Below are 16,809 nucleotides of genomic sequence, written 5' to 3' on the forward strand. Positions count from 1 at the left end.
GTGGGCTTCGGGTGGAAAACGCCAAGGGGTTTCCGCCCGAACACGCCGTCGAGGCGACGTAGGTTGGGTTGAGCGCAGCGAAGCCCAACAGGGGTGTCCGGTCTCGTTGGGCTTCGACGATGGAGCCGTCTCAACCCAACCTACGGGTCTTATGCCGCATGAAGGCCTGGCTACCCCGCCAGATACCGGCCGATCAGGGTCACCCCCGAGACCAGCACCAGCCAGGTCACCAGGCGGGTGAAGCGCTCTCGCGATAGGCGTCGTTGCAGATGGCGACCGATCCAGCCGCCAAGCAGCATGGCCGGCAGCAGGCAGACCGCCAGGAGCAGCAGGCGGCCGTCGCTGTAGGCGCCGGCGAGCAGCAGCAGGACGATGCGGATGGAGGCGCTGCAGCCGATGAGAAAACTCTGGGTGCCGCGGACGGCGTTCTTGTCCTGCAGGCGACCATTGAGATAGAGCGCATAGAGAAAGCCGCCGCTGCCGAACAGGGCGCCGCAGAGGCCCCCTACCCCGCCCGCCGGGATCGACCATACCGGCGCCAGTTGGCGAAAGCCCTTGGGGGTGAGCAGGCTGTAGGTGGAATAGACGATCACGAAGAGCCCCAGCCAAAGCATCAGCAGCCGGGCATCGGTGCGCATCAGCAGGTAGGTGCCCAGGGCGGCGCCGAGCAGCAGCATCGGCAGCAGTCGCCTGAGTTCGCGGCCGGCGATGGCGCGGCGATCCGGCAGCCAGTTGTGGAAGGAGGCGAGGAAATCCAGCATCACCAGCAGGGGCACGATGCGCGACAGGGGCATCCAGCTGGTGAGCAGGGGACCGGCGACCAGGGCGCTGCCAAAGCCGGCGACGCCAAAGATCAGATAGGCCAGGACCACGATGGCTTCGATGAACAGCCAATCGAGCGGACTGAGGGCGGGAATCAGGGCAGCAAGGGTTTCGAGCATGGGGCGCATCCTGCGACAGGAAAGCGCATTCTGCGCACCGGAAACAGCCGGTGAAAACCGCCGGCTGCCCGCGCTCACGGGAACCGGCGATCCAGAGCGGCTCAGGGAATCAGGCGCTGGGCCCGCAGCCGGGTGAAGAGGTCGAGAAAGCTCGCCCGGGTGTCGCGATAGCCGAAGAAGCCCAGGTCACGACTCTTGGTCATGTCGTTGAGGCACTCGATCTCGCGGCCCAGGTCGGCGTCGCTGTGCCACCAGGAGGCAAGCTTGTCGACGTCGGCTTCCACCAGGTCGTGCTCCTCGGCGAGCTGGCGCCACTGCGCCGGCGCCACGTCCTTCAGCCGCGCTTCCAGCGGCATGGGCTGCTCGGGATAGGGTGCCGGCTCCAGGTCGAAGAAGGCGGCGATCTCGCCCCACAGCCAGCGCCAGCGGAAGACGTCGCCGTTGACCGTGTTGAAGGCCTGGTTGCGCGCGGCCGGGGCCAGGGCGGCCCATTCCAGCTGCTCGGCGAGCAGGCCGGCGTCGGTGACGTCGGTGATGCCGTCCCACTGGGTACGGGAACCGGGGAAGACGAAGGGCTGGCCGGTGGCCTTGCACAGGGAGGCATAGACCGCCAGGGTCAGGCCCATGTTCATGGCGTTGGTGCCCTTGGCCTGGCCGATCATGCTGTGGGAGCGGTGCACGCTCCAGCCGAAGCCGTGACGCTCCGCGGCGGCGAAGAGGATGTCTTCCAGGGTGTAGTAGAAGTTGGCGCCGGCCTGGCGCGGTTCGCTTTCACGGAAGGGCGTCTCGGCCTTGCCGCTGCCGTATTCCTCGAAGGAACCCAGGTAGTGCTTGGTGCCGGTGACCAGCGCCAGGTGCTGCAGCGGCGCACCGTCCAGGGCCTGGCAGAGGTTGTCCATCATGGCGCCATTGGCCTCGACGTTTTCCTTCTCGGTGGCACGACGGGTCCAGGTGCAGAAGAACACGTGGCTGATCGGCAGGCCGGCCAGCGCCTGGCGGGTGGATTCGGCGTCGAGCAGGTCGGCGGCGACCGGGATGACGCCTTCCTGCGCCACCGGTTTGCGCGCCAGACCATAGACGGTCCAGCCCGAGGCGACCAGGGTGTTGGCCAGGTTGTAGCCGGAAATGCCGGTCACGCCGACGATGAGAGCGGTGCCCTTGCGCATGAAACCTCCAGATAGGGATGAGAGACGGCCTGCGGCGGTCGCAGGCGCTGTAGATAAGGGAGTGCCTTGTCCCAGGGTTGATTCCAGCCTATTGGAGAACTAACGGCGTATCCTGGGTATAAATTCCTGTTTATCAGGAATCAGATTCCGCAATCGGGAGCCAGCCTTGTATTCCTCCGAACGCCTCAAGGGCCTCGACGTCTTCGTCACCGTAGCCGACCTCGGCAGCTTCACCGCGGCCGGCGAGCGCCTCAATCTCACCGGTTCGGCCATCGGCAAGAGCGTGGCCCGCCTGGAGAGCCGCCTGGGCGTCCGGCTGTTCCAGCGCACCACCCGCCGCCTGAACCTGACCGAGGCCGGCGCCAGCTTCTACCGTACCTGCACCGGGGTACTGGCCGAGCTGGAGCAGGCCGAACTGGGGCTGACCGCCCAGGACGGCGAGCCCCATGGCCGGGTGCGCATCGACCTGCCCGCCTCCTACGGCCGCCTGCACGTGCTGCCGCTGATCCTGGAGCTGCTGCATCGCTATCCGCTGTTGCAACCGGATCTGTCGCTGTCGGATCGCTTCGTCGATCCGGTCCACGAGGGCATCGACATCCTGGTGCGCATCGGCGGCTCCGACGCCTGGCCGGCCAGCCTGGGGCATCGTTTCCTCGGCACCCAGCGCCAGGTCTTCTGCGCCGCGCCGGCCTATCTCGCCCGGCATGGCCGACCCCTGACCCCGGCCGAGCTGGTCGATCACCAGTGCATCGGCTTTCGCCAGGCCGACGGCCTGGTCAGCCCCTGGCAGTTGCGCGGCGAGCAGCCGGGCGACAGCGAACGCTGGGTGTTCCAGCCGCGCCTGGTGGTGGGTGATGGCGAAGGCGAGGTGCTGGCCGCCCTGGCGGGGCATGGCATCGCCCAGTTGCCGACCTGGCTGATCGCCACGCACCTGGCCAGCGGCGCCCTGGTGGACGTGCTGCCGGAACACGGCGTCGAGGGCTCGCCGATCAACCTGGTGTGGCCGCGCAGTCGCGAGACCCTGCCACGGGTCCGGCTGTTGCTGGAGCATCTGGCCAGTCGCCTGCTGCCCACCGTGGCCCCGAAGCTTGCGCGCTAGCCACGACCGCTCGACGACCGGCCCCGGCTGCCGCGCCGGGGGCGGGAACATCCGCGCGGGCACCCCGGTCGTAAAATCTCGCACCCCTCGCCCATGAGTTCCATCGATGGGCGGCATGACGATTATCGAGACGATCGATTGGCGCCGTCGGCTCTGGCTAAGCAGGATCGGCGGTTTGTCACCTGGCCAGGTTCGCCTGGCCGCGACGTTCCACCCCCGGTTCCACCACCTAGATGAGGTATCTCATGAGCCAAGCCCAAGGCTACGCTGCCCAGTCCGCCGACCAGCCCCTGGCGCCCTACTCCTTCGAGCGGCGCGAACCCGGCGCCCACGACGTGCAGATCGACATCCTCTTCTGCGGCGTCTGCCATTCGGACCTGCACACCGCGCGCAACGAGTGGAACAACACCCTCTTTCCCTCCGTGCCCGGTCACGAGATCGTCGGCAAGGTGACGGCGGTCGGTGCCCACGTGAAGAACTTCAAGGTCGGCGACAGCGTCGGCGTCGGCTGCATGGTCGACAGCTGCCAGCACTGCGCGCCCTGTGATGCCGGCGAAGAATCCTATTGCGAGAACGGCTTCACCGGCACCTACAACGGCAACCTCTACGGTGGCAGCGAGAACACCCAGGGCGGCTACTCCGACCACATCGTGGTCAACGAGAAGTTCGTGCTCAAGGTGAGCCACACCGAGAACCTGGCCGCCGTGGCGCCGCTACTGTGCGCCGGCATCACCACCTACTCGCCGCTGGCCCACTGGAAGGTCGGTCCGGGCAAGAAGGTCGGCATCGTCGGCCTGGGTGGCCTGGGCCACATGGGCGTGAAGATCGCCCATGCCATGGGTGCCCACGTGGTGCTCTTCACCACCAGCGCCAACAAGAAGGACGACGCCCTGCGCCTGGGTGCCGACGAGGTGGTGGTCTCGAAGAACGAAGACGAGATGGCCGCGCACGCGAACAGCTTCGACTTCATCCTCAACACCGTGGCCGCGCCGCACAACCTGGACGCCTTCCTCACCCTGCTCAAGTGGGACGGCACCATGACCCTGGTCGGCGTACCTGCCGAGCCGCACCCGGCGCCCAGCGTGTTCAACCTGGTGATGAAGCGCCGCCAGCTGGCCGGTTCGCTCATCGGTGGTATCCGCGAGACCCAGGAGATGCTGGACTTCTGCGCCAAGCACGGCATCGTCTCGGACATCGAGCAGATCGCCATCCAGGACATCAACGAAGCCTATGAGCGCATGCTCAAGAGCGATGTGAAGTACCGCTTCGTGATCGACATGCAAAGCCTCAAGCAGGGCAAGACCGCGGCCTGATCCCACGCTCCGCTCTGCCACCAACGCCCGCGCCCGTCGCGGGCGTTGTCATTTCCGGTAACGCATTTTTGGCGCGCCCTGCGGTCCTAGCGATAGCAAAGATCAGGAGGCAAGCGCCATGCAGTGGGACAAGGGACAACGTAGCGACAACGTGCAACAGGCCAGCGGTGGACGCGGCATGAAGATCGGCGGCGGCCTCGGCCTGGGCGGCGTGGCCCTGGTGGTGGTGTTCGGCCTGCTCAGCGGCCAGAGTCCGACACAGATCCTCGGCAACCTGATCAGCCTCAGCGGCCAGGGCGCGCCGAGCCAGCAGGAGACCACCGCGCCGGCCGACAATCGCCAGGTGGACTTCGTCCGCGTGGTGCTGGGCGAGACCGAAAACACCTGGACGCGCATCTTCCAGGCCCATGGCGAGCAGTATCAGCCGCCCAAGCTGGTGCTGTTCAACGGCCAGGTGCAATCCGGTTGCGGTGGCGCCACCGCGGCCAGCGGTCCCTTCTATTGCCCGGTAGACAGCAAGGTCTACCTGGACCTCACCTTCTTCCAGGAACTGCAGCAGCGCTTCGGCGCCGACGGCGATTTCGCCCGCGCCTACGTGATCGCCCACGAGGTCGGCCACCACGTGCAGAACCTCACCGGCACCACCAGCAAGATGGAAGCGGCGCGTCGTCGCGGCATTCCTACCGAGGGTGCCACCGGGCTATCAGTGCGCCTGGAATTGCAGGCCGACTGCTATGCCGGGGTCTGGGCCAACGATGCCCAGAAGCGGCTGAACTGGCTGGAGCCGGGTGACCTGGAGAAGGCGCTGAACGCCGCCAACGCCATTGGCGATGACCGCCTGCAACGCCAGTCGCAGGGCCGCGTGGTACCGGATTCCTTCACCCATGGCAGCTCCGCGCAACGGGTCAAGTGGTTCCGTACCGGCTTCGAGAGTGGCAAGGTGGAGAGCTGCGACACCTTCGCCGCCAAGGCGCTCTGACCTCTACCGGGAGATCCCCGATGCGTCGCCTGTTCGCGCTGTGCCTGGCCCTGGCCTGGGGCTCCGCCCTGGCGGCGCCTCATGAGGGGGTCGCCCGCATCGTCGGCGACCGGCTACCGATTGGCCAGGCGCAGGCCACCCTGCAGCTGTCGGCCGACTGGAACCAGCCCCATCTGGAGATCCGCCGCGCCCTGGTGATCGTGCACGGTCGCCTGCGCAATGCCGCGACCTATTTCCGCTCCGGCGAGACGGCCACGGCGGCGGCCGGCGCCGCGGCGGACACCCTGGTGATCGCCCCGCAGTTCCTCAACGAAACGGACATCCAGCGTCATCAGCTGCCGGACACCCTGCTGCGCTGGCAGGGCAATGCCTGGATGGGTGGCGAACCCGCCCTGGGTCCGCAGCCGCTGAGCAGCTTCGCGGTGTTCGACGCCCTGCTCGCACGGCTGGCGGAGCGCCGGCTGCTGCCCAATCTGCAGGAGGTGGTGATCGCCGGGCATTCCGGCGGTGGCCAGGTGGTGCAGCGCTACGCCGTGCTCGGCCAGGGCGAGCGCGCCCTCGCCGCCCACGGCATCCGCCTGAGATACGTGGTGGCCAATCCGTCGTCCTATGCCTATTTCGATGCCCGCCGTCCGGATGCCCAGGGCCAGCCCGTGCCCTTCGCCGACGCCGCCAGCTGCCCGGACTTCGACACCTGGAAATACGGCATGCAGGATCTGCCAGCCTATGCCGAAGGACGCCCGGCGGCCAGCCTGGAGCAGCACTATGCGGGGCTCGACCTCACCTATCTGCTGGGCGCCGAGGACACCAACCCCAACCATCCGGCGCTGGACAAGGGCTGCGCCGCCGAGGCCCAGGGCCCCTATCGCCTGGCCCGCGGACTGAATTACTACCATTACCTGCAAGGCCGTCATCCGGGGCTGCGTCAGCAGCTGGTGGAGGTGCCCGGCGTCGGTCACGACGGCGATGCCATCTTCACCTCGCCCGCAGGCCGCCGGGCGCTGTTCGGCGCCGGCGACTAGCCTCAGCGCTCCAGGGCGGCGGGCGCGTCCAGCAGCGCCTGCACCTGGGCGACCAGGGCCTCCAGGGTGAAGGGTTTGCCCAGCAGCGCCATGCGCGCGCCGACCAGGGGCACGGGAGGTTCGTCGCCCGCCGCATAGCCGGTGATGAAGAGAATCGGCAGGTGGGGTCTGAGGGTACGGGCCGTCCCGGCCAGCAAGCGGCCGTTCAGCCCCGGCAACCCGACATCGGTGATCAGCAGGTCGAAGCCCTCGCCTTCGCGCAGCGCCGCCAGCGCCGCTTCGGCATCGACGGCGTCGCGATAGCGCCAGCCGAGGTCGACGCACACCTGCACCAGCAACTGGCGAATGACCTCGTCGTCCTCCACCAGCAGCACCCGGACACCGGGTAGCGCACGGGCGGTCGGGGCGCTGGCGACGGTCAGGGGTGCCTGGACGGCCAGGGCCGGATGGCGCGGCAGCAGCAGCCTCACCCGACAGCCCTGCCCCGGTGCGCTGGTCACGCTCACCTGGCCACGGGACTGGCGGACGAAGCCATAGATCATGGACAGCCCCAGGCCCGAGCCCTGGCCCACCGGCTTGGTGGTGAAGAAGGGCTCGAAGACCCGTTCCAGCACCGCTGGCGTCATGCCCACGCCATCGTCGCCCACCTCGATCAGCAGGTAATCGCCCGCCGGCAACGCCGGATCGGCGTCGGGCTGTACCCAGTTGCGCGCGCGGATGGTCAGGTTGCCGCCCGCTGGCATGGCATCGCGGCTGTTGATGGCCAGGTTGAGCAGGGCATTTTCCAGCTGGTGCGGATCGGCGTCGACCAGCCAGAGTTCGGCGTCCAGTTCCAGTTGGCAGCGGATCTGCGGCCCCAGGCTGTGCCGCAGCAACTCCTGGAAATCGCCGATCAGCCGGGTGACGTCCACCGCCTGGGGATTGAGCGTCTGGCGGCGGGAAAAGGCCAGCAGTCGATGGGTCAGACTGGCGCCCCGGCCGACCGACTGGGTGGCGGTATCGAGCAGACTGCCGACCCCGTTCAGCGCCTCCGGCGCCAGGCGGCGGCGCATGAGATCCAGGCTGGCCTGGATGCCGGCCAGCAGGTTGTTGAAGTCATGGGCGATGCCGCCGGTGAGCTGGCCCACGGCTTCCATCTTCTGCGCCTGGCGCAGCAGCTCCTCGGCCTGGGCGCGATTCTGCATCTCTTCGCGCAGCTGGCGATTGCGCTCCTCCAATTCGGCGGTCCGTGCCCGCACCTGGAGCTCCAGGGTGGCGCGTTCGCGGCGCAGGGCCTCCTCGGCCTCGCGGCGGTCGTCGATGTCTTCGCTGGTGCCATACCAGCGGATCACCGTGCCCGCCGCATCGCGCCGCGGATAGGCGCGGGTACGCAGCCAGCAGTGGCTGCCGTCCGCCACCCGTACCCGGTGCTCCCGATCGTAGGCCTGACCAGCGCTGCGCGCAGCGTCCCAGGCCTGCCGCGTCGTCCGGCGGTCGTCCGGATGCAGCAGCGCCCAGAAGCTCTCGGCTTCCAGTACCGGCTGGCCGGTCAGCTGCTGCCAGCGCGGCGAGAAGACCATGCGCCGGCCACCGGGATCGCAGGTCCAGGTGTATTGCGGATTGAGTTCCACCAGGTGCCGATAGTGGTCTTCGCTCTCGCGCAGCTGCAGATCCGCCTGATGGCGCTCGATGGCCAGGGCGGCGGTCTCGGTGACCAGGCGGAAGGCGTCGCGCTCGGCGGCCAGGGGGCGCCGCGGCTCGAGGAAATAGTTGGCGAAGGTGCCCAGCAACCGACCGTCCAGGGCCAGCAGCGGCATCGACCAGCAGGCCCGCAGGCCATAGCGCAGCGCCAGGTCGCGAGCGCCGGCCCACAGCGGGTCGCAGGCGATGTCCTCGACATAGACGGCTTCGCGGCGGTAGGCGGCAGTGCCGCAGGAGCCCGCCAGCGGCCCGATCTCCAGCCGACCGAGATCGCGGCTGTAGGCGTCCGGCAGACTCGGCGCGATGCCGTCCTGCAGATAACGGCCATCCTCGCTGAGCAACAGGATGCAGGCATGCAGGCGGACCTGGGCCAGGACCTCCACCCGCTGCAGCAGCGTGTGGAGCACCTGGGTCAGGGGCAGCCCGGTGGCAAGGCTTTCCAGCGTCTGGCGCTCGTACTGGCGCAGATCGCTGGAGGCTGGCTGATCGCTCAAAGGCGTGTGGAGGCTCATACGGCTGGCCCGACCTGGATGCGAAGCCGGCATCTTAGCCAGCGGCCAGGCAAACAACAGACTATTTACGCCTAACGGACAAATTTCCAGCGTCAGAGCGCCGCCAGGATCTCCGCGCAGGTCTCGAAGCGCTGGTCACGCGCCGCCGGCCAGGGATCGCCCGGCTGATTGACCTGCAGGGTGTGGCAGCCCACGGCCCGCCCGCACTCCAGGTCATAGCGGTGATCGCCGACCATCACCAGGCGGGCCGGCGCCACCTGCCAGAGGTCGGCCAGCCGCAGCAGGCCACCCGGATCGGGCTTGGGCGCCGCCTCGTCGCGCCCCAGCACGGCAGGCGGATCGAAGCAGTCTTCCAGGCCGATGGCGGCCAGCGTCAGCAGCGCCAGGTCGCGGGCATTGCGGGTGAGGATGCCCAGCCGGCAGCCCTGTTCGTGCAGCCGGCGTACCAGGGCCACCGCGCCCGGCGCCGGGCGGGCGGCGACGGCCAGTTCGCGTTCGTGCTCGAACAGCCAGGCGTGCTTGGCCTTGCGCTCGGTGGCCGGCAGCTCGGCCAGGTGGTGGAGGATGTCGGCCTGCTCGGGAATGCCCAGGTGCCGGCGAATGGCGGCGAAGTCATGTACCGCCAGGGTCAGGGTGCCGTCGAGGTCGAACACCCAGTGGCTGAGGTGACGCAGTGTCATGCAGGGATCCTTTGGCGAGAGGTGACCTTCGGGCACTCCGGGGGAACCCCCGTCATCCGTGCTCCGTCTGGTGGAGACAACCTTCTTCTGCAGGAGTCTACCCATGACGACGACCGTTCGGGCGCTACTTTTCGATGTCTTCGGCACCGTGGTGGACTGGCGCGGCAGCCTGGTCGAGGGCTTGCAGGGGCTGTCCGCCAAGCAGGGCGTCCAGGGCGACTGGGAGCGGCTGGCCGATGCCTGGCGCGCCGAAGCCTACGAGGCCATCCTGCCGCAGATCGCCGCCCGCAGCCTGCCCTGGCTGCCCCTCGACGAGGTCCATCGCCTGGCGCTGGACGAATTGCTGCCCCGCCACGGACTGGTCGGCCTGACCACCGCCGAGGTGGCCTGGATCAATCGCCTCTGGCATCAGCTGACCCCCTGGCCCGATGCCGTGCCGGGTCTCACCCGACTGCGCCAGGGCTATCCGGTCTGCGCCCTGTCCAATGGCAACGTCAGCCTCCTGCTGGACATGGCCCGCCACGCCGGACTGCCGTGGGACATGCTCTTTGGCGCCGATCTCTTCCAGCGCTACAAACCGGCTGCGGAGGTCTACCTGGGCGCCTGCGCCCTGCTCGACCTGCAACCGGAGCAGGTGATGCTCTGCGCCGCCCACAACGGCGACCTGCAGGCGGCCAAGGAGCTGGGGCTGGCGACTGCCTTCATCCAGCGCCCACGTGAAAAGGGTCCGGCGGGTGGCGAGGTGTCCAGCGGCGGCTGGAATCTCGAAGCGAGCGACCTCCAGGATCTCGCCGACCAGCTCGGCCTGCCGGCGATGGAGGGCGATCGGATCGAGCCCGGCGATTGAGCGCGGCCCGGGCGCTTGGGTATCCTGCCGGATACTTTTCGCCAGGGCACCGCCATGGGTTTTCTCGACAAGCTGCGCAAGAAACGTGAACGCCAGGCCCTGGCCGCCCTGCCCCGCCTGCATCAGCGTACGGCGCGCCTGCGCCGCGAGCTGCCCGACTACGAGATCGGCGCCGGCACCTATGGCGCGCCGAAGGTGTTCGATCTCAAGGAATGCGCCACCCTGCGCCTGGGGTGCTACACCTCCATCGCCGAGGGCGTGCGCATCCTGCTTGGCGGCCTGCATCGGCTGGACTGGGTGACCACCTATCCCTTCCCTGCCTTCGTCGACGACCTGGCCCACATCACCGACTACGGCGGCACCCGCGGCGACGTGGTGATCGGCAGCGACTGCTGGATCTGCACCGATGCACTGATCCTTTCCGGCGTCACCATCGGCCATGGCGCCGTGGTAGCCGCCGGTGCCGTGGTCACCCGCGACGTGCCGCCCTATGCGGTGGTGGGCGGCAATCCGGCGCGCTTCATCAAGTGGCGCTTTCCCGAGGCCACCTGCCAGGCGCTGCTCGACATCGCCTGGTGGGACTGGCCCGAAGCCGAGATCCTGGCTGCCGGCGAACACCTGTGCAGTGCCGATATCGAGGGCTTCATCGCCTACGCGCGGGCGCGCCATCCGGCGCCCTGAATCCAGCCCTCGGAACTCGGGACGCTTTCCAGGGCTCACCTTCATTAGTCACTCTTTTGAAGGTTTTCCATGGAAGCGCTCGATCTGCTGCAATGGCCGGCCATGGCCATCACCCTGCTCGCCGCCTGGCTGGTGGCCTCCCAGCGCCAGGGCCGGCGCAACCTGGGCTTCTGGGTGTTCCTGCTGAGCAACGGCCTGTGGATCGCCTGGGGCCTGCAGGCGGAGGCCTATGCCCTGATCGTGCTACAGCTGGGCCTGGCGGCGATGAATCTGCGCGGGGTGCGCCGCAACGCCGGCGAGGCGTCGGCCACGGCGGTCGCGGAGGCTTCGGGCAGGGCATAATGACCGGCCCTGCGTCAGACGGCTCCGCCCCATGCAGTACAGCGTCACCCCCATCGGCCACGTCCGCTCCTGCTTCAAGGAGAAATTCGCCATTCCCCGGCAACCCGCGCTGGCCCCGGCCGCCCGTGGCGTGCTGGAGCTGCTGCCGCCCTTCGACCGGCCCGAAGCGGTGGCCGGCCTGGAAGGCGTCAGCCATGTCTGGCTGCTGTTTCTCTTCCACCAGGCCCTGGAAAGCCAGCCACGGCTGCGAGTGCGGCCACCGCGCCTGGGTGGCAATCGGTATCTGGGCGTCTTCGCCACCCGCGCCACCCACAGACCCAATGGCATCGGCCAGTCGGTGGTGCGCCTCGACGGCCTGGAACCGGGACGGCTGCTGCTCTCGGGGATCGATCTGCTCGACGGCACCCCGGTGCTGGACATCAAGCCCTATGTGCCCTACGCCGACAGCCCGCCGGGCGCCCACAACGCCATCGCCGAGGCGCCGCCGCCGGCCCTGGCGGTGGGCTGGGCGGATGCCGCGCGGGCCCAGGCCGAGGCCCATGGCCAGCGGCTGGGCGAGCCCCTGGCCGAGCTGATCGAGCAGTGCCTGGCTCAGGACCCCCGACCGGCCTATCAGACGCCGGCGCCCGAGCGCCGCTACGGGGTGCGCCTCTGGGACGTGGAGGTGCACTGGCACTATCCGACCGCGGACCGGATCCGGGTACTGGACGTGACCGCGGCGTTCTGACGCCGCCCGGTTTGCATTCCGGCGTCCAAGGCCCCAACAATGACATTGCCGGATCGCATGAGGCGGTCCGCACCCGGCTACGGCCGCCGTTCGGCCGTATCACCGATAGGGAAGCATCTATGGCTCCAAGCAGACAGGTCATCAACGCTCAGGTCAGCCCCAAGGGCAGCCTGGAGACCCTTTCCCAGCGCGAGGTCCAGCAGCTCAGCGCCGCCGGCTCGGGCAACCTCTACCAGCTCTTTCGCCAGTGCGCCCTGGCCATCCTCAACACCGGCGCCCACAGCGACAACGCCAAGACCATCCTCGAGGCCTATCAGGACTTCGAGATCCGCATCCACCAGCAGGACCGCGGCGTGCGCCTGGAACTGATCAACGCCCCCGCCGACGCCTTCGTCGACGGCGAGATGATCGCCAGCACCCGCGAGATGCTGTTCAGCGCCCTGCGCGACATCGTCTACACCGAGAGCGAACAGAGCAGCCTGCGCATCGATCTGGCGAGCTCCGAGGGCATCACCGACTACGTCTTCCACCTGCTGCGCAACGCCCGCACCCTTCGCGCCGGCATGGAACCCAAGATGGTGGTGTGCTGGGGTGGCCACTCCATCAGCACCGAGGAATACAAGTACACCAAGAAGGTCGGTCACGAACTGGGCCTGCGCAGCCTGGACATCTGCACCGGCTGCGGCCCGGGCGTGATGAAGGGCCCGATGAAGGGCGCCACCATCGCCCACGCCAAGCAGCGCCTGCAGGGCGGTCGCTACCTGGGACTCACCGAGCCGGGGATCATCGCCGCCGAGGCGCCCAATCCCATCGTCAACGAACTGGTGATCCTGCCCGACATCGAGAAGCGCCTGGAGGCCTTCGTCCGCGCGGGCCACGGCATCATCATCTTCCCGGGCGGCGCCGGCACGGCGGAGGAGTTCCTCTACCTGCTGGGCATCCTCATGCACCCGGACAACAAGGACATCCCCTTCCCGGTGGTGCTCACCGGGCCGCAGAGCGCCGCGCCCTATCTCGAGCAGTTGCACGCCTTCATCGGCGCCACCCTGGGCGAAGCCGCCCAGCGCCACTATCAGATCGTGGTCAACGATCCGGTCGAGGTGGCCCGGCAGATGGCCCAGGGCCTCAAGGCGGTCAAGCAATTCCGTCGCGAGCGCCACGACGCCTTCCACTTCAACTGGCTGCTGCGCATCGAGGAAAGCTTCCAGCGTCCCTTCGACCCCACCCACGCGAACATGGCCGCGCTGCAGCTGACCCATGCCGTGCCGCCCCATGAGCTGGCCGCCAACCTGCGCCGCGCCTTCTCGGGCATCGTCGCCGGCAACGTCAAGGCCAAGGGCATCCAGCTGATCGAGGAGCGCGGGCCCTACGAGATCCATGGCGATCCCGACATCATGCGACCACTGGATCGGCTCCTGCAGGCCTTCGTCGAGCAGCACCGGATGAAGCTGCCCGGCGGCGCGGCCTACGAGCCCTGCTACCGCGTGGTCAGCTGAATCCTTTCACGTCGGCCTGTTTGGCCGATTTCTTCCCCACATGACCGTTCGTCAGTCCCCTGTTCGACGAACGGTAATGGTGCTAGCCAGGTGACATCACAAAGTCGCTAGCTAGCTATCCAGAGCGCTTCGCTGACCTGTGCCTGGCGGGTGGCGAAGTGACTTTGCCGCTCCAAAAAAAACCTCGCGCGCTAACTGCACGGCTGCAGACTCAAGCACCTCTTCACCACGCCGATAGGGCAAGGCAAGCTAACCTCAGAGCGCAGGTTGCCGTGGTGAAATCTACCCGGACGGAGATCCCGCCGGGCCGTCTTCCTCCAGCCGCGCCAGACTTCCTGCCGAGGCCACGGAATGAACAACTGGCTGGGACTCGACTTCCTCGTCGCCCCTCTTGCCCAAGAGCAGGTGCACCTGCACGGCCAACATGATGGCTGGCTGGTGGCGCTCGCCTATCTCGTCGCGGTCAGTGCCTGCTACGTCACCCTGGTGTTCGCCGAGCGCATCGGCCAGACCCGTACCCTGGCGCGGCGGCGTGCCTGGAGCCTGATGGGCGCCCTGAGCTTCGGCTTCGGGGTGTGGGGCATGCACTTCATCGCCATGCTGGCCTTCACCGTGCCCACCCGGGTGCACTACGACCTCTTCATCACCCTGGCCTCGCTGCTGATCGTGGTGCTGGCCGGACTCATGGCCATGCCCGCCCTCAGCCAGCCCGACCTCACCCTGGGCCAGCGGCTCAAGGCCGGTACGGTGCTGAGCCTGGGCATCGTGCTCATGCACTACACCGGCATGGCCGCGGTACACACCGAGGCCGTGGTGCTCTATCGCCCGCTGCCCTTCCTGCTGTCGATCGCCATCGCCGTAGGGGCCAGCTTCGCCGCCCTGCAACTGATCCAGATCTTTCGTCGTCACTACACCGGCATCTATCGCTGGCTGCGCATCGCCACCGCCCTGGTGATGGGCCTGGCCATTGCCGCCATGCATTTCACCGGCATGTGGTCCATGGTGCTGATCGCACCCGCCGAGACCGAAAGCACCCTGCAGGGCGCCAGCAATTCCTGGCAGCTCGGCGTCGGCATCGCCATCATCGCCCTGCTCCTGGGGATAGGCGGCCTGGGCGCGGCCTGGGCGGATCGCCAGCTGCAGCGCAAGGAAAACGACCTGGAGCGGGTCAATTCCCTGGTCGGCCAGCTCGACGAAGCCCGCGCCTCACTGCAACAGGCGGCGCACTACGATCCCCTCACCGACCTGCACAATCGCCGCGCCTTCAACCAGGCCTTCGCCGAGATCCTCGAACGCCACGCCCAGCAGGGGCGCAGCCTGGGGGTGATGTTCCTCGACATCGATCACTTCAAGCGCATCAACGACAGCCTCGGCCACGACGCCGGCGACCAGTTGCTGGTGGCCATGGCCAGGATCATTCGCGACGCGGTGCGCGAAGGCGATCTGGTAGCCCGCTTCGGGGGCGATGAATTCTGCATCCTCGCCAGCCTCGCCGGGCCCGAGGAAGCCCGGCAACTGGCCCAGCGCATCCTGGAGCGGTTGCGCAATCCGGTCACCATCGGCAACCGCACCCTGGTGATGACCACCAGCATCGGCATCAGCCTCTATCCCCGCGACGGCGGCTGCTGCGAAGAATTGCTCAAGAGCGCCGATCTCGCGCTCTATCTGTCCAAGGGCAATGGCCGCAATACCTACAGCTTCTTCGACGAGACCCTGCGCGAGAAGATCTCGCTGCAGCTGGAGCTGGAAGCCGAATTGCGCGAGGCCCTGGTCGAGGAACGTGGGCTGCAGCTCTACTACCAACCGATCCTCGACGTCGCCAGCGGCCAGCTGGACAAGGCCGAAGCCCTGATCCGCTGGGATCATCCACGCCTGGGCATGCTGGCGCCCAACTGCTTTCTCGGCGTGGCCGAGGCCAACGGCTTCATCGAGGAACTGGACGCCTGGGTGCTCAAGCGCGCCTGCCAGGACCTGGCCGAGCTGAGCGCCGCCGGCCTGGCGGACCTGCGCATCGCGGTGAATTGCTCGGCGCTCAGTCTGAGCAACGACGCCCTGCCCGGGCAGATCGCCTGGCGCCTGGACGACCACCGGCTATCGCCGCGACGGCTGGAGCTGGAGGTCACCGAGAACGCCCTGGTCAAGAACGTGCAGCCCACCGCCGAATTGCTGCAGCGCATCCGCGATCTGGGCGTGACGGTGTCCATCGACGACTTCGGTACCGGCTATTCGTCGCTGGCCTATCTCAAGCGCCTGCCGATCGACACCGTGAAGATCGACCGTTCCTTCGTCGTCGGCCTGGCGGAGGGCAATGCCGATCATCAGATCGTCCAGGCCATCATCGGCATGGCCCGACCGCTCAAGCTCAAGGTCACCGCCGAGGGCGTTGAGCACCTGGAGCAGTTGCGCCTGCTGTGTGCCCTGGGCTGCGACTTCATCCAGGGCTACCACATCAGCCGCCCGGTGCCCCTGGCCCAGGTGCCCGAGGTGATCGCCCGCTATGCCAGCGGGGTCTGTCCGTTGCAGGCCCAGGCAGAGGCCCAGGCGGAAGCCGATGCCGACGCCCTGGCCCTGGCCAAGGCGCTCGGCTAGCCGCGGCGATAACGCAGCCAGACGCTGCCGTCGTCCTGGGCTTCGGCCGCGTCCAGCTTGAGGTACAGCGGCTGCTGCCAGGCCTGCTCGGCGATCTCGAAGGAGGCCGGATGGGCACCGCGGCCATCCACCAGCGGGATGATCAGCACGCTGATCTCGTCCACCAGCCCGGCGGCGACAAAGGAGCCGCTGACGTGGGGACCGCCCTCCACCACCAGGCGCTCGATGCCCAGTTCGGCGTTCAGCAGCTCCAGCACCGCCGCCAGATCCAGTTCGTCCTTGCCGCCGAAGACGTAGGAGGCGCCGATGTTCTGCAGGTGCGTCAGGTAATCGTCGCTGACCCCTTCGGTGAGCACTGCCACCACGTGGGAATCCAGGGCCTCGCTCTTTTTCCAGGCCACCTTGCCCTGGGGGTCGATGGCGAGGGCGTACTTCGCGGCGTCGCGCCTGGCGAAATGGTGGGTACGCGGGATGGGCGCCTGGGCGACGCCGGTGGGATAGCCCTCGCCGTGGGCGATCTCTTCCATGGTCACCCGGCCACAGGCCCAGGCATCGAAGGCGAAGCGCTCGGCCAGGCGCTCGTAGGTGGCATCGGCCTGCTTCTTGACGGCGCGGTCCCAGCCGTCGGTGAGGGCGTGACCGTCGACCGACGACATCATATGGCAGATCACATAGGGCTTCATGGGGGCTCCCGGCAATGGCGTGTCGCCATGACACGCCTTGCAGCAACCGACC

General features: G+C 67.9%; 15 protein-coding genes. 10 read left to right on the forward strand and 5 right to left on the reverse strand.

Translation table 11 applies throughout. The features are described from left to right. Nucleotides 1-170: 170 nt before the first annotated feature. Together PVZ77_RS17985 and PVZ77_RS17990 are read right to left on the reverse strand one after the other, a co-directional pair. On the reverse strand, nucleotides 171-941 hold the full coding sequence (locus tag PVZ77_RS17985; protein ID WP_273807897.1) for a sulfite exporter TauE/SafE family protein: 771 nt from the start codon (nucleotides 939-941) through the stop codon (nucleotides 171-173). A gap of 101 nt (nucleotides 942-1,042) precedes the next feature. Beyond that, nucleotides 1,043-2,107 carry an SDR family oxidoreductase gene (locus PVZ77_RS17990; protein WP_273807898.1) on the reverse strand — a complete coding sequence of 355 codons (1,065 nt, stop codon included), beginning with the start codon at nucleotides 2,105-2,107 and terminating at the stop codon, nucleotides 1,043-1,045. Between the two features lie 166 nt (nucleotides 2,108-2,273). Here PVZ77_RS17990 and PVZ77_RS17995 point away from each other — a divergent pair, with 166 nt between their 5' ends. The 4 genes from PVZ77_RS17995 (at nucleotide 2,274) to PVZ77_RS18010 (ending at nucleotide 6,520) form a co-directional block, all read left to right on the forward strand. Further along, complete coding sequence (locus tag PVZ77_RS17995) at nucleotides 2,274-3,206, forward strand: LysR family transcriptional regulator (RefSeq protein WP_273807899.1); 933 nt, start codon at nucleotides 2,274-2,276, stop codon at nucleotides 3,204-3,206. A gap of 245 nt (nucleotides 3,207-3,451) precedes the next feature. Continuing rightward, nucleotides 3,452-4,519: an NAD(P)-dependent alcohol dehydrogenase gene (locus PVZ77_RS18000; RefSeq protein ID WP_273807900.1), complete on the forward strand. Its 1,068-nt coding sequence runs from the start codon at nucleotides 3,452-3,454 to the stop codon at nucleotides 4,517-4,519. Nucleotides 4,520-4,637: 118 nt separating this feature from the next. Continuing rightward, nucleotides 4,638-5,498, forward strand: a complete 861-nt coding sequence (gene ypfJ / locus PVZ77_RS18005; RefSeq protein ID WP_273807901.1) for a KPN_02809 family neutral zinc metallopeptidase — start codon at nucleotides 4,638-4,640, stop codon at nucleotides 5,496-5,498. A 20-nt stretch (nucleotides 5,499-5,518) separates the two neighbouring features. Beyond that, nucleotides 5,519-6,520 carry an alpha/beta hydrolase gene (locus PVZ77_RS18010; protein WP_273807902.1) on the forward strand — a complete coding sequence of 334 codons (1,002 nt, stop codon included), beginning with the start codon at nucleotides 5,519-5,521 and terminating at the stop codon, nucleotides 6,518-6,520. 2 nt (nucleotides 6,521-6,522) lie between these two features. Here the strand turns inward: PVZ77_RS18010 and PVZ77_RS18015 are convergent, their stop codons facing one another. Both PVZ77_RS18015 and PVZ77_RS18020 read right to left on the reverse strand, forming a co-directional pair. Beyond that, entirely contained in the window at nucleotides 6,523-8,712 is a 2,190-nt protein-coding gene (locus PVZ77_RS18015) for a hybrid sensor histidine kinase/response regulator (RefSeq protein WP_273807903.1), read from the reverse strand. Between the two features lie 92 nt (nucleotides 8,713-8,804). Next, the gene (locus PVZ77_RS18020) at nucleotides 8,805-9,392 is read right to left on the reverse strand and encodes an HAD family hydrolase (protein ID WP_273807904.1); all 588 of its coding nucleotides are present in this window, start codon (nucleotides 9,390-9,392) and stop codon (nucleotides 8,805-8,807) included. Between the two features lie 103 nt (nucleotides 9,393-9,495). Here PVZ77_RS18020 and PVZ77_RS18025 point away from each other — a divergent pair, with 103 nt between their 5' ends. From PVZ77_RS18025 to PVZ77_RS18050, 6 genes are all read left to right on the forward strand, one after another. After that, the gene (locus PVZ77_RS18025; protein WP_273807905.1) at nucleotides 9,496-10,239 is read left to right on the forward strand and encodes a haloacid dehalogenase type II; all 744 of its coding nucleotides are present in this window, start codon (nucleotides 9,496-9,498) and stop codon (nucleotides 10,237-10,239) included. 54 nt (nucleotides 10,240-10,293) lie between these two features. After that, a complete protein-coding gene (locus PVZ77_RS18030; RefSeq protein ID WP_273808050.1) occupies nucleotides 10,294-10,920 on the forward strand; it encodes a CatB-related O-acetyltransferase in 627 nt (208 codons plus the stop codon). A gap of 69 nt (nucleotides 10,921-10,989) precedes the next feature. Then, the gene (locus PVZ77_RS18035) at nucleotides 10,990-11,262 is read left to right on the forward strand and encodes a hypothetical protein (RefSeq protein ID WP_273807906.1); all 273 of its coding nucleotides are present in this window, start codon (nucleotides 10,990-10,992) and stop codon (nucleotides 11,260-11,262) included. 31 nt (nucleotides 11,263-11,293) lie between these two features. Then, nucleotides 11,294-11,989 carry a tRNA (N6-threonylcarbamoyladenosine(37)-N6)-methyltransferase TrmO gene (tsaA, locus tag PVZ77_RS18040; RefSeq protein ID WP_273807907.1) on the forward strand — a complete coding sequence of 232 codons (696 nt, stop codon included), beginning with the start codon at nucleotides 11,294-11,296 and terminating at the stop codon, nucleotides 11,987-11,989. A gap of 119 nt (nucleotides 11,990-12,108) precedes the next feature. Next, nucleotides 12,109-13,485, forward strand: coding sequence for a nucleotide 5'-monophosphate nucleosidase PpnN (gene ppnN, locus PVZ77_RS18045; RefSeq protein WP_273807908.1), 1,377 nt, complete (start codon nucleotides 12,109-12,111; stop codon nucleotides 13,483-13,485). Nucleotides 13,486-13,836: 351 nt separating this feature from the next. Beyond that, complete coding sequence (locus tag PVZ77_RS18050) at nucleotides 13,837-16,074, forward strand: putative bifunctional diguanylate cyclase/phosphodiesterase (RefSeq protein WP_273807909.1); 2,238 nt, start codon at nucleotides 13,837-13,839, stop codon at nucleotides 16,072-16,074. Here PVZ77_RS18050 and PVZ77_RS18055 read toward each other — a convergent pair. Continuing rightward, a complete protein-coding gene (locus tag PVZ77_RS18055) occupies nucleotides 16,071-16,757 on the reverse strand; it encodes a dihydrofolate reductase family protein (RefSeq protein ID WP_273807910.1) in 687 nt (228 codons plus the stop codon). The genes PVZ77_RS18050 and PVZ77_RS18055 overlap by 4 nt on opposite strands. Between the last annotated feature and the right edge of the window lie 52 nt (nucleotides 16,758-16,809).

It is taken from the genome of Pseudomonas sp. SHLD1 (genome assembly GCF_028640935.1).
Taxonomy (GTDB): Bacteria; Pseudomonadota; Gammaproteobacteria; order Pseudomonadales; family Pseudomonadaceae; genus Chryseomonas; species Chryseomonas aestiva.